Source organism: Streptomyces toyocaensis, assembly GCF_000725125.1.
In the GTDB taxonomy this organism is placed as follows: Bacteria; Actinomycetota; Actinomycetes; order Streptomycetales; family Streptomycetaceae; genus Streptomyces; species Streptomyces toyocaensis.
Genome location: NZ_JFCB01000006.1, coordinates 69,774 through 82,035, shown reverse-complemented (window position 1 = coordinate 82,035; position 12,262 = coordinate 69,774). Strand labels below are relative to the sequence as shown.

Genomic DNA, 12,262 nt, shown 5'->3' with positions numbered 1-12,262 from the left:
GGCAGCCGCTCGCGCGGTTCCCCGCGTCCCTCAGGGGCGCGGGGCCCTCAGCCCCGTACCCCGCACAGGTGCAGCAGCGCCGCCACCCCCCGGTAGGGGTCCGTGCGGCCGGCGCGCTCCTCGACCGCGAGCAGGGCGTCCAGGTCGTCCGGGAGCGGTTCGCCGTCCGCCGCCGTGTCGGTGAAGACCCGCACGCCGTACCAGGTGTGCAGCGGCGCCCCGATGCCCGCGAGGGTCGACGTCAGCCGCTTCAGCCCGTACGCCGCCGTGCGGAAGCCCGCCAGCGCCCCGGCCCAGTCGCCGGACAGGCCCGGCCGCATCGCCGGCGCGTCGTCGTTGCGCACCAGCAGGGACAGGAGCCCGCCGGGCGCCAGCATCCTGGCCACGCCGGCCAGCAGCGCGTCCGGATCCTGCACGTCCATGAGCACGCCATGACACAGCACCACGTCGAAGCTGCCCGGGAGGAAGTGCACGCCGGTGTCCCCGGCCTGGCCCTCGATGATCCGCATCCGCTCCCGGACGCCCTCCGGCTGCCCGGCGAGCGCCTCCCGCACGGTCGCGATCATCGCCGCGTCCTGTTCGACGCCGGTCACGTGGTGACCGGCCCGCACCAGCCGGAGCGCCTGCGCACCCCGGCCCATGCCCACGTCGAGCACCCGCAGCCGCCGTCCGACGGGGAAGCGCCCGACTATCTGCTCCTCCAGCTGGCGGGCCACCAGCTCCTCCCGGACGACGTCGCGCAGACCGCCGAGCCGGTCCGGTGCCGCGCCGGCGGCGAACGGCGTGGTGCTCAGGGCCGCTCCCCGCGCTTGACCTGGGGCTTGGGCAGCCGCAGCCGGCGCATCTGGAGCGAGCGCATCAGGGCGTAGGCCACCGCGCCGCGCCGGTTGTCGTCCGGGAAGCGCTCGGCCAGCCGCTTCTTCAGCCGGAAACCGGTGACGAACGAGTCGAGCACGATCATCACGATGACCACCAGCCACAGCAGCAGCGCGACGTTCTGCAGCTGGGGCACCGGGACCATGCTCAGGACCAGGATGACCACGGCCATCGGCAGGAAGTACTCCGCGATGTTGAACCGCGAGTCCACGAAGTCGCGCGCCAGCCGGCGCACCGGCCCCTTGTCACGGGCGGGCAGATAGCGCTCGTCGCCGCTGGCCAGCGCCTGGCGCTGGCGCTCCAGCGCGGCACGGCGCTCCTCACGCTGCCGCTTGGCGGCCTCCTTGCGCGTCATCGACGTGTTGGCCACGCTGCGGCGCTGCGACTGGGCCACGCTGCGCTTGGGTGTGGGGCGGCCCTTGGGGGCCTCCGGGTGACGGGTCTGCTTGGAGTCGGTCACCGTCGCCTTGTCGGCGACCGATGCCTTCTCTTCCTTGGCACGGCTACGGAACACAAAACCCAAGGGTACGGGGTGCCCGGGGTTGGACCCCAGCCCCGTGGGGAACGATCCGGCAACACCGGACGTCTCCAAAAGGACAGAGGGGACGTTGCGCGGATCTCCGGGCGGGCCGGCCGGCCGGCCCCGGGGACCACCTACTCCCTACGCCGGATCGGAAGGGGACTCAGTCGTCCTTGGGGATGAGCGCATCCGTCCCCGAACAGTGCGGTAATGGACGCAGGGCCCGTACTGTGGGTTCTGTCGCAGGTGCTGGAGCTGGAGTCGGTCAGAAGGGGGCGCGCGAAGCCCATGAGCGGTGTCATGAAGCGTATGGGGATGATCTTCCGCGCGAAGGCGAACAAGGCCCTTGACCGGGCCGAGGACCCGCGCGAGACCCTCGATTACTCGTACCAGAAGCAGCTGGAGCTGCTCCAGAAGGTCCGTCGCGGCGTCGCCGACGTGGCGACCTCCCGCAAGCGGCTGGAGCTCCAGCTCAACCAGCTCCAGTCCCAGTCGGGCAAGCTGGAGGACCAGGGCCGCAAGGCGCTCGCGCTCGGCCGTGAGGACCTGGCGCGCGAGGCGCTCTCCCGCCGCGCCGCGCTCCAGCAGCAGGTGACGGACCTGGAGACGCAGCACGCCACGCTGCAGGGCGAGGAGGAGAAGCTCACCCTGGCGGCCCAGCGCCTCCAGGCCAAGGTGGACGCCTTCCGCACCAAGAAGGAGACCATCAAGGCCACCTACACCGCCGCCCAGGCGCAGACCCGGATCGGCGAGGCCTTCTCCGGCATCTCCGAGGAGATGGGCGACGTCGGGCTGGCGATCCAGCGTGCCGAGGACAAGACCGCCCAGCTCCAGGCGCGGGCCGGCGCGATCGACGAACTGCTCGCCTCCGGGGCCCTGGACGACCAGTCCGGGATGCACAAGGACGACATCCAGGCCGAGCTGGACCGGCTCTCCGGTGGTACGGATGTGGAGCTGGAACTGCAGCGGATGAAGGCCGAGCTGGCCGGAGGCGACGCCGGTGACCGACAGGCCATCGAGGGCGGCGACGCGTCGCAGCAGCCCCGGCAGCAGCCGCAGGACACCCCGCGCTTCGACAAGCAGTAGCCCACGCCGAGGAGGGCGACATGATCGTACGGATCATGGGGGAGGGGCAGGTGACGCTGGCCGAGAGCCGGCTCGCCGAACTGAACGAGCTGGACGAGGAACTGCTCGCCGAGATGGAGAACGGCGACGGGCCGGGCTTCCGTGCGACCTTGCAGGCGCTGCTGGCCAGGGTCCACGAACTCGGCGAGCCCCTGCCGGACGATTCCCTGGAGCCCTCCGACCTGATCCTGCCGTCTCCGGACGCCACCCTGGAGGAGGTCAAGGAACTGCTGAGCGACGACGGCCTCATCCCGGGCGGCTGACCGGCGCCGGTCGGACCGGCCCGGGCCGGAGGGGGACGGGGGACACGGTCCCGGCGGGCGTGCACCCGGTTACCGTGAACTCCCGTGACCACTCTGACGCGCGCCCGCTGCCGGGCACGGGCCCACCCCTTCGCGATGGACGCGGCCCTGGCCGCGGGCGTCCTCGTGTGCATGGTCGCCGGCTCCTTCGTCGAACCGCGCGGCCCCGAGGGCGTCGACTGGGAGCTGCGCATCCCCGACCCGCTCAGCCTGGTCCTCATGACCCTCGGCGCCGCCGCGCTCGTCTTCCGCCGCCGCGCCCCCCGTACGGTGCTCGCGCTGGCCGGCGGCGCCTCCGTGGCCGAGTCCGTCACCGGTGACCCCCGCGCACCCGTGGTCATGTGTGCCGTCGTCGCGCTCTACACCGTCGCCTCGACCACCGACCGTCCCACCACCTGGCGGGTCGGCCTGCTCACCATGACCGTCCTCACCGGCACCGCGATGGCCGTCGGCCCCCTGCCCTGGTACGCCCAGGAGAACCTGGCGATCTTCGCCTGGACCGGCATCGGCGCCACCGCCGGGGACGCGGTCCGCAGCCGCCGCGCCTTCGTGCAGGCGATCCGGGAGCGCGCCGAACGGGCCGAGCGCACCCGTGAGGAGGAGGCCCGCCGCCGGGTCGCCGAGGAACGCCTGCGCATCGCCCGGGACCTGCACGACGTGGTCGCCCACCACATCGCCCTGGTCAACGTCCAGGCGGGAGTCGCCGCCCACGTCATGGACAGGCGGCCCGACCAGGCCAAGGAGGCCCTCGCCCACGTCCGCGAGGCCAGCCGCTCCGCGCTGGGCGAGCTGCGCGCCACCGTCGGGCTGCTGCGTCAGTCCGGCGACCCCGAGGCGCCCACCGAGCCCGCGCCCGGCCTGGACCGCCTCGACGAGCTCGCGGGAACGTTCCGCAGCGCCGGACTGCGCGTCGAGGTCGCCCGCACGGACCAGGGGACCGAACTCCCCGCCGCCGTCGACCTGGCCGCCTACCGGATCGTCCAGGAGGCCCTGACCAACGTGCAGAAGCACGCCGGCACCAGGGCGCGGGCGGAGGTCAGCGTCGTACGCGTCGGACCCCACATCGAGGTCACCGTCCTCGACGACGGCAGCGGCGAGGGCCACGAGCAGGCCCCCGCCGGCGGCGGGCACGGACTGCTCGGCATGCGCGAGCGCGTCACCGCCCTGCGGGGCACCCTCACCACCGGTCCCCGTTACGGCGGCGGTTTCCGCGTCCATGCGATCCTTCCCGTCAAGACCCACACGTCCGCGGCCGGGGACGGCCGCCCGTGACCACCGCGCCGCTGGAGCCCGTATGACGATCCGTGTCCTGCTCGCCGACGACCAGGCGCTGCTGCGGAGCGCCTTCCGGGTGCTCGTCGACTCCGAGCCGGACATGGAGGTGGTGGGGGAGGCGTCCGACGGCGCGGAGGCGGTCCGGCTGGCCCGGGAGCGGCGCGCCGACGTCGTCCTCATGGACATCCGGATGCCCGGCACCGACGGGCTCGCCGCCACCCGCATGATCGGCGCGGACCCCGAACTCGCCGGGGTCCGGGTGGTGATACTGACGACCTTCGAGGTCGACGACTACGTGGTGCAGTCGCTGCGGGCCGGCGCGTCCGGCTTCCTCGGCAAGGGCTCCGAGCCCGAGGAGATGCTGAACGCCATCCGGATCGCCGCCGAGGGGGAGGCGCTGCTGTCCCCGATGGCCACCAAGGGACTGATCGCCCGCTTCCTCGCCCAGGAGGGACCGGGTGGCGACGACGGCCGGGACCCGGCCCGTGCCGAACGGCTCGGGTCGCTCACGGTGCGCGAGCGCGAGGTCCTGGTCCAGGTGGCGGGCGGGCACTCCAACGACGAGATCGCCGAACGCCTCGAAGTCAGCCCGCTGACCGTGAAGACCCACGTCAACCGCGCCATGGCCAAGCTGGGTGCCCGTGACCGGGCCCAACTGGTGGTCATTTCCTACGAGTCGGGGCTGGTCCGTCCAAGGGTGGAGTGAGCCGCACGGGGCGTACTGCGGCGGGAGTACGTGCCGTAGGAGGAATTGGACCTCGGGTCTAGGGATCGGCCCTCATCGATGGACCAGGGTGTAGAGCGGGCGCCCACTCGCGCGCCCGGCTCCCGGACTCCTGCCGCTCCACGGAAAAGAGACCCTGACCATGTCCTGGCTGTCCAGATTCAGCCTCGCGCAACGAGCGCTGATCGGACTGATGTCGATCATCGCGCTCGTCTTCGGGGCGATCGCGATACCCCAGCTCAAGCAGCAGCTTCTGCCGACCATCGAACTGCCCATGGTGTCCGTGATCGCCCCGTACCAGGGCGCGTCCCCGGACGTGGTCGAGTCGCAGGTCGTCGAACCCATCGAGGACGGCCTGGAGGCCGTCGACGGCATCTCCGGCGTCACCTCGACGGCGAGCGAGGGCAACGCCGTGATCATGGCGTCCTTCGACTACGGCAACGACACCCAGCAGCTCGTCGCCGACGTCCAGCAGGCCGTCAACCGGGCCGGCGCCCGCCTCCCGGACGACGTCGACCCGCAGGTCGTCGCCGGCTCCACCGACGACATCCCGACCGTGGTGCTCGCGGCCACCTCCGGCAAGGACCAGCAGGCGCTCGCCGACGAGCTGGACCGCACCGTGGTGCCCGCGCTGGAGAACATCGACGGCGTCGGCCAGGTGACGGTGGACGGCGTACGCGACCTCCAGGTCACCGTCACCCCGGACACCGCGAAGCTGGTGAAGGCGGGGCTCACCGCGCAGTCGCTGGCGGGGGCCCTCCAGGCGGGCGGGGCGACCGTGCCGGCCGGCTCGTTCGACGAGGGCGGCGCCAACCGCACCGTCCAGGTGGGCGGCGCGTTCACCTCGCTGCGGCAGATCGAGGATCTGAGGGTCACCGGCGAGCCGGGCAAGGGCAGGCCGGTCCGCCTCGGCGACGTCGCCACCGTCACGGAGGAGGAGTCCAGGGCCGACTCCCTCACCCGCACCAACGGCAGGCCCAGCCTCGCCGTGATGGCGACCATGGACCACGACGGCAGCGCGGTCGCCATCTCCGAGGCCGTCCAGGACAAGCTTCCCGGCCTGCGCGAGGACCTGGGTGACGGCGCCACGCTGACCGTCGTCAGCGACCAGGGCCCGGCCGTGGCCAAGGCCATCGACGGCCTGACCACCGAGGGCGCGCTCGGTCTGCTCTTCGCCGTCCTGGTGATCCTGGTCTTCCTCGCGTCGGTCCGCTCCACCCTGGTCACGGCCGTGTCCATCCCGCTGTCCGTGGTCCTCGCGCTGATCGTGCTGTGGACGCGCGACCTGTCGCTGAACATGCTGACGCTGGGCGCCCTGACCATCGCCGTCGGCCGGGTCGTGGACGACTCCATCGTCGTCCTGGAGAACATCAAGCGGCATCTCGGCTACGGAGAGGAACGCCACTCGGCGATCATGAACGCGGTGCGCGAGGTGGCGGGCGCGGTGACGTCCTCGACGCTCACCACCGTGGCCGTGTTCCTGCCGATCGGCCTGGTCGGCGGCATGGTGGGCGAGCTGTTCGGCTCGTTCAGCCTCACCGTCACGGCGGCGCTGCTGGCGTCCCTGCTGGTGTCGCTGACGGTCGTCCCGGTGCTGTCGTACTGGTTCCTGCGCGCCCCGAAGGGCACCCCGGAGGACGCCGAGGAGGCGCGCAGGACCGCGGAGGAGAAGGAGGCCAGGAGCCGCCTCCAGCGCCTCTACGTCCCCGTGCTGCGCTTCGCCACCCGGCGCAGGCTCACCAGCGTGGCCATCGCGGTCGTCGTCCTGATCGGCACCTTCGCCATGGCGCCGCTGCTGAAGACCAACTTCTTCGACCAGGGCGAGCAGCAGGTCCTCACCGTCCGTCAGGAGCTGGAGCCCGGCACCAGTCTGGCCGCGACCGACGCCCGGGCACGGAAGGTCGAGAAGCTGCTCGGCGCCACCGAGGGCGTCGAGGACTACCAGGTGACGGTCGGCTCGTCCGGCTTCATGGCGGCCTTCGGCGGCGGCACCGACACCAACCAGGCCATGTACCAGGTGATGCTGGAGGACTCCGCGTCCGCGCAGGACGTGCAGGACCGCATCGAGAAGGGCCTCGGCGAACTCGACGGCATCGGCACCACCACGATCGCGGCCGGTGACGGCTTCGGCAGCCAGGACCTGAGCGTCGTCGTCAAGGCGGCCGACGCCCAGGTGCTGCGCAAGGCGGCGGACCAGGTGCGCGACGCGGTCGCCTCCCTGGACGACGTCACGGACGTCAGCAGCGACCTGGCGCGGAGCGTGCCCCGCGTCTCCGTGAAGGCCAACGACAAGGCGGCCGCGGCCGGGTTCGACGACCGGACCCTCGGCGCGGCCGTCGCCCAGGCGGTGCGCGGCACCCCGGCCGCCAAGGCGGTCCTCGACGACACCGAGCGCGACGTCGTCATCCGCTCGGCCCAGCCGGCCACCACCGTGGAGGAGCTGAGGAACCTGCGTCTGGGCCCGGTGAAGCTGAGTGACGTCGCCACGGTCGAGGTGGTCGACGGCCCCGTCTCCATGACCCGGATCGACGGTCAGCGCGCGGCCACCGTCACCGCGAAGCCGACCGGGGACAACACGGGCGCGGTGAGCGCGGACCTCCAGTCGAAGATCGGCTCGCTGACGCTGCCGGCGGGCGCGACGGCGGAGATCGGCGGTGTCTCCGAGGACCAGGACGAGGCGTTCGCCAACCTGGGCCTGGCCATGCTGGCCGCGATCGCGCTCGTCTTCATGCTGCTGGTCGGCACCTTCCGGTCGCTCGCCCAGCCGCTGATCCTGCTGGTGTCCATCCCGTTCGCGGCGACCGGCGCCATCGGCCTGCTGCTGGTCACCGGTACCCCGATGGGCGTCCCGGCGATGATCGGCATGCTGATGCTCATCGGCATCGTGGTCACCAACGCGATCGTGCTGATCGACCTGATCAACCAGTACCGCGAGCGGGGCCACGGCGTCGTCGAGGCGGTGCTGGAGGGCGGCCGCCACCGTCTGCGGCCGATCCTGATGACGGCCCTGGCGACGATCTTCGCCCTGCTGCCGATGGCGCTCGGCGTCACCGGTGAGGGCGGCTTCATCGCCCAGCCGCTCGCCGTGGTGGTGATCGGCGGTCTGATCACGTCGACGCTGCTGACCCTGCTGCTCGTGCCGACGCTCTACGCGATGCTGGAGCTGCGCAAGGAGCGCCGCGCGGAGAAGCGCGCGGCGAAGAAGGGCGGGTCCGCGCGGCCGGAGCCTTCGCGGGGGCCGAAGCCGGCCCAGGTCTGACGACCGTCCGTACGCCTGGCTCGTGACGACGGAGGGGCGCCCCGTGCACGCACGGGGCGCCCCTTCCACGTGCCGGCCCTACGGCAGCGCCAGCATCCGCTCCAGCGCCAGCTTCGCGAACGCCTCCGTCTCCTTGTCCACCTCGATGCGGTTGACCAGGTTGCCCTCGGCGAGGGATTCCAGTGCCCACACCAGGTGGGGGAGGTCGATGCGGTTCATGGTGGAGCAGAAGCAGACCGTCTTGTCGAGGAAGACGATCTCCTTGCCCTCGGACGCGAAACGGTTCGCCAGCCGGCGTACGAGGTTGAGCTCGGTGCCGATGGCCCACTTGGAGCCGGCCGGGGCCGCCTCCAGCGTCTTGATGATGTACTCCGTCGAGCCGACGTAGTCCGCCGCGGCCACGACCTCGTGCCTGCACTCGGGGTGCACCAGCACGTTCACACCCGGGATGCGCTCGCGCACGTCGTCGACCGAGTCGAGGCTGAACCGGCCGTGCACCGAGCAGTGACCGCGCCACAGGATCATCTTCGCCGCGCGCAGCTCGTCGGCCGTCAGCCCGCCGTTCGGCTTGTGCGGGTTGTAGACGACGCAGTCCTCCAGGGACATCCCCATGTCCCGTACCGCCGTGTTGCGGCCCAGGTGCTGGTCGGGGAGGAAGAGGACCTTCTCGCCCTGTTCGAAGGCCCAGTCGAGGGCCCGCCTGGCGTTGGAGGAGGTGCAGATGGTGCCGCCGTGCTTACCGGTGAAGGCCTTGATGTCGGCGGAGGAGTTCATGTACGAGACGGGGACGACCTGCTCGGCCACCCCGGCCTCGGTCAGCACGTCCCAGCACTCGGCGACCTGCTCGGCGGTGGCCATGTCGGCCATGGAGCAGCCGGCCGCCAGGTCGGGCAGGACGACCTTCTGCCCGTCGCCGGTGAGGATGTCCGCCGACTCGGCCATGAAGTGCACACCGCAGAAGACGATGTACTCGGCCTGCGGGCGCGCGGCGGCGTCGCGGGCCAGCTTGAAGGAGTCGCCCGTGACGTCGGCGAACTGGATGACCTCGTCGCGCTGGTAGTGGTGGCCGAGCACGAAGACCTTGTCCCCGAGCTTCTCCTTGGCGGCGCGGGCGCGCTCCACCAGGTCCGGGTCGGACGGCGAGGGGAGGTCGCCGGGACACTCCACGCCGCGCTCGCTCCTGGGGTCGGCCTCACGGCCGAGGAGCAACAGGGCGAGGGGCGTCGGCTGTACGTCGAGCTCCCGGGTCTGGGCGGTGGTCACGGCACGCACCCTTTCTGTTTCTGGCGACTTCTCGTCGAAATGACGCTATCTATCATAACCGGTTCACGTCACTTTGACGACGGCCATAGCGTCCATGTGACGTGAATCCCGGCGGGCGCCCGTTCATTCCCGGAACCCCCCGCGGGAGCCGGTTTCCGCTCCGCACGGCGTGTGCGAGCATGAGGGGGAAGGCGAGGAAGAACACGCCCGGCCCGGAATGAATCCGCGGTCCCGTCGGTTGCAACCGTCGGCAAGCAGTCTCCGTACAACCCGGGAGAGATGTAGATGTCCGTATCGGACGAGACCACCACCGTCACCGACGGCATCGTTCTGACCGACGCCGCCGCGTCCAAGGTCAAGGCCCTGCTCGACCAGGAAGGCCGTGACGACCTCGCCCTGCGTGTGGCCGTCCAGCCCGGTGGCTGCTCCGGCCTGCGCTACCAGCTCTTCTTCGACGAGCGTTCGCTCGACGGCGACGTGGTGAAGGACTTCGGCGGTGTGAAGGTCGTCACCGACCGCATGAGCGCTCCGTACCTGGGCGGCGCCACCGTCGACTTCGTCGACACCATCGAGAAGCAGGGCTTCACGATCGACAACCCGAACGCCACCGGCTCCTGCGCCTGCGGCGACTCCTTCAGCTGAGCCGGGGTCTTTCCCGGACAGCACAGGACGAAGGCGGCGGCCCCTCCGACAGGGCCGCCGCCTTCGTGCTGTCTCCGCCCGGTCCTACCGGGTGGGCGGGGCCGGCAGCCGGGCGCCGTCCTTGCGCAGCGGCACGGGCTCGCCGTCCGTGTCCACCACCTCGCGGCCGCCGAGCGGCCCGTCCAGCCGCACTGTCTGCTGGTACTGCTTGGCGATCAGGATGCACACCTTGTCCGGCCAGGGCGTCTCGGTCACCCGCACCGTCACCTCGCCGCCCTTCTCGCTCGCCGTCGCCCGGTAGTCGGCGCACACACCGCCCGTGAAGGTCACGGTCAGCTCGTCGCCCTCGGCGGTGTAGCCCTCGACGTCGGCCTCACGGGTGGAGGGGGCGGCGGTCGGCCGGTCACCGGGCCCGGAGGGGGCGGGGCTGGCCTCCCCGGACGGTGCCGCGGAGGCGATGTACCGCGGGTCCACCGCCGGATGCGTCACGGTGAGCGTGCCCCGCGCGTTCGGCGGCACCACCTCGAACAGCCAGGACGGCACCAGCGCCGGCCGGCCGTCCACGGAGTGCGCCGCCAGCCCGAACACCGCCTTCTGCACCGTCAGGGTGTCCTGCTCGGGAGAGATGCCCGGCGTCCCGCAGGAGGTGCCCCCCTGCTCCTCGTCCAGGGGTACGGGACTGGCGCAGCCGCCGATTCCGACGTCACGCCCGGCTCCCGGTGCCGCGTTCATCAGGGCCAGCGCCCTGCCGGCGCTCACCGTGGGGTACACGTCCCCCTTCACCGGCTCGGCGAGCCGGCCGTTGCCGCCGACCACCTCGCCCCCGGCCCCGACGACCACGCCGGTCGTCCAGCCGTACGTCGGCAGCCCGCCGACCTCCGGGTCGGCGTTCACCACGCGGTTGCCGCCCATGATCTGGCTCGCGTCGAGCTTCGCGTCGTCCTGCCCCGCGGCCTTCAGGACGGGCGCCGCGGCCTTCTTCGCGGCGGCCTCGCTCACCGCGGGACCCCCGCCGCCGGACGGGGGCTTGCAGGTGGCGCCCTTGCAGTTGTCGGTGCCCGGGGTGCTCCGGCTGTACGTCCACGAGCCGGGAGCCTCCCGGTCCACCCGCAGGGTGGGCCCGGAGCCGTCCTGGCCGCCGATCCGCCAGGACCCGCCCTCCGCGACCGGTTTCCCCTCCAGCCCCAGCGCCTCCGCCAGCGTGACCACCTGCTGCCGGGTGACCTGGCCCCGGAAGCGGTGCACCGGCGCGGAGCCGGGACCGCCCGGGAGGGGGCCGTCGGCACGGTAGGTGGCGCCGTAGGGGTTGGGTTCGCCGGGGGCGATGCCGTTCGTGGCGTCCTCCGAGTGGCCGTCGAGGACGAGCGGCGGGGGAGTGGCGTCCCCGTTCGCCCCCGGTGCCGTACCGCCGCCCCCCGAGCCGCCGGCGGTACTGGCGGCCAGATAGGCCCCGCCACCGCCGACGAGCAGCACCGCGGCGGCGACGGAGGCGATCAGCGCGGGCGAACGCCGCCGCGCCTGGCCCCCGGCGGGCTCCTCGCCGGAGCGGGGGCCGCCGGCCGGGTGTCCGGCGACCAGGGTCTCGTCCCCGCCGGGCTCCGGCCCGTCTTCCCCGGGCCCCTCGGCACCGGCGTCCGGTTCCGTCGTGTCCGGCTCCGCGCCGGCGGACTCCCGGTCCTGCGGTTGCCGTCCTGCGGGCTCCCGGTCCCGCGGTTCCGCAGTGCCGGATTCCTGCTTCCGCTGTTCCGGGGTGGCGGGCTCCCGCTTCTCCGCCGCCGGAGTCGGGGACTCCCCGTCCCGCCGTCCCGGGGCGCCCGTCTCTCCGTCGCTGTCCGAAGCGCCCCCCGTGTCGCGCGTACTGCCGTCGGCGGCGCGCGCCTCGGCGTCGTCGTTGTCGGGTCGCTCGGTGGTCACCGCATCGCTCCTTCGGCCGCACAACTGTCCCGGGAGACCCATGCCCGGCCGCACCGGGGCCGCTGACGGGTCGTATCCCGCATCCCCCCGACGGGGGACGGCGATGGGACGCAGCGGGGGAGCGCACGGTTCCCCGGGGCGGCTCAGTCGCCGTAGTCGGACATCGCGTCCAGCAGCCGGGCGGACGCCACGGGCACCTTCACGCCGTGGATCAGGGACGGGGAGACCGGCCGGGCGGCGGCCCGGTCCGGGACCGTCCAGTGGGGCACCATCCGGGCGCAGTCGCCGCGCAGCGACGCCAGGTCGCCCTCGAGGTCGGCCGGGGCGGAGGAGTGGACCTTGATGTTCATCATGTCGGCACC

Annotated in this window: 11 protein-coding genes; 6 read left to right on the top strand and 5 right to left on the bottom strand. The window is 72.5% G+C overall.

From position 1 onward, the window contains the following. Nucleotides 1-47: 47 nt before the first annotated feature. Nucleotides 48-716: a methyltransferase domain-containing protein gene (locus tag BU52_RS09545; RefSeq protein ID WP_037931248.1), complete on the bottom strand. Its 669-nt coding sequence runs from the start codon at nucleotides 714-716 to the stop codon at nucleotides 48-50. 74 nt (nucleotides 717-790) lie between these two features. Continuing rightward, nucleotides 791-1,468 (bottom strand): DUF3043 domain-containing protein, encoded by a 678-nt coding sequence (locus BU52_RS09540; RefSeq protein ID WP_078903175.1) that lies wholly within the window; start codon nucleotides 1,466-1,468, stop codon nucleotides 791-793. Nucleotides 1,469-1,696: 228 nt separating this feature from the next. Between BU52_RS09540 and BU52_RS09535 the strand changes: the two genes are divergently transcribed. From BU52_RS09535 to BU52_RS09515, 5 genes are all read left to right on the top strand, one after another. Further along, nucleotides 1,697-2,482: a PspA/IM30 family protein gene (locus BU52_RS09535; protein ID WP_268747602.1), complete on the top strand. Its 786-nt coding sequence runs from the start codon at nucleotides 1,697-1,699 to the stop codon at nucleotides 2,480-2,482. A 20-nt stretch (nucleotides 2,483-2,502) separates the two neighbouring features. Next, nucleotides 2,503-2,784 carry a PspA-associated protein PspAA gene (pspAA, locus tag BU52_RS09530; protein WP_037931242.1) on the top strand — a complete coding sequence of 94 codons (282 nt, stop codon included), beginning with the start codon at nucleotides 2,503-2,505 and terminating at the stop codon, nucleotides 2,782-2,784. Between the two features lie 84 nt (nucleotides 2,785-2,868). After that, the gene (locus tag BU52_RS09525; protein ID WP_037931239.1) at nucleotides 2,869-4,095 is read left to right on the top strand and encodes a sensor histidine kinase; all 1,227 of its coding nucleotides are present in this window, start codon (nucleotides 2,869-2,871) and stop codon (nucleotides 4,093-4,095) included. Nucleotides 4,096-4,117: 22 nt separating this feature from the next. Then, nucleotides 4,118-4,804, top strand: coding sequence for a response regulator (locus BU52_RS09520; protein ID WP_037931237.1), 687 nt, complete (start codon nucleotides 4,118-4,120; stop codon nucleotides 4,802-4,804). A gap of 160 nt (nucleotides 4,805-4,964) precedes the next feature. Next, entirely contained in the window at nucleotides 4,965-8,081 is a 3,117-nt protein-coding gene (locus BU52_RS09515; RefSeq protein ID WP_037931234.1) for an efflux RND transporter permease subunit, read from the top strand. A gap of 78 nt (nucleotides 8,082-8,159) precedes the next feature. Here the strand turns inward: BU52_RS09515 and nadA are convergent, their stop codons facing one another. Beyond that, nucleotides 8,160-9,344: a quinolinate synthase NadA gene (gene nadA / locus BU52_RS09510; RefSeq protein WP_037931231.1), complete on the bottom strand. Its 1,185-nt coding sequence runs from the start codon at nucleotides 9,342-9,344 to the stop codon at nucleotides 8,160-8,162. Between the two features lie 285 nt (nucleotides 9,345-9,629). Between nadA and erpA the strand changes: the two genes are divergently transcribed. Next, nucleotides 9,630-9,986: an iron-sulfur cluster insertion protein ErpA gene (gene erpA / locus BU52_RS09505; protein ID WP_020939558.1), complete on the top strand. Its 357-nt coding sequence runs from the start codon at nucleotides 9,630-9,632 to the stop codon at nucleotides 9,984-9,986. Nucleotides 9,987-10,070: 84 nt separating this feature from the next. Here erpA and BU52_RS09500 read toward each other — a convergent pair whose 3' ends face one another. Both BU52_RS09500 and BU52_RS09495 read right to left on the bottom strand, forming a co-directional pair. Next, complete coding sequence (locus tag BU52_RS09500) at nucleotides 10,071-11,900, bottom strand: ICP22 family protein (RefSeq protein WP_037931229.1); 1,830 nt, start codon at nucleotides 11,898-11,900, stop codon at nucleotides 10,071-10,073. A 143-nt stretch (nucleotides 11,901-12,043) separates the two neighbouring features. Beyond that, complete coding sequence (locus BU52_RS09495) at nucleotides 12,044-12,253, bottom strand: hypothetical protein (RefSeq protein WP_037931227.1); 210 nt, start codon at nucleotides 12,251-12,253, stop codon at nucleotides 12,044-12,046. Nucleotides 12,254-12,262 lie beyond the last annotated feature (9 nt).

Coding starts and splice junctions, on each gene's coding strand:
- BU52_RS09515 (WP_037931234.1), top strand. CDS start 4,965: ATGTCCTGGCTGTCCAGATTCAGCCTCGCGCAACGAGCGCTGATCGGA.
- BU52_RS09495 (WP_037931227.1), bottom strand. CDS start 12,253: ATGATGAACATCAAGGTCCACTCCTCCGCCCCGGCCGACCTCGAGGGC.
- BU52_RS09535 (WP_268747602.1), top strand. CDS start 1,697: ATGAAGCGTATGGGGATGATCTTCCGCGCGAAGGCGAACAAGGCCCTT.
- BU52_RS09520 (WP_037931237.1), top strand. CDS start 4,118: ATGACGATCCGTGTCCTGCTCGCCGACGACCAGGCGCTGCTGCGGAGC.
- erpA (WP_020939558.1), top strand. CDS start 9,630: ATGTCCGTATCGGACGAGACCACCACCGTCACCGACGGCATCGTTCTG.
- pspAA (WP_037931242.1), top strand. CDS start 2,503: ATGATCGTACGGATCATGGGGGAGGGGCAGGTGACGCTGGCCGAGAGC.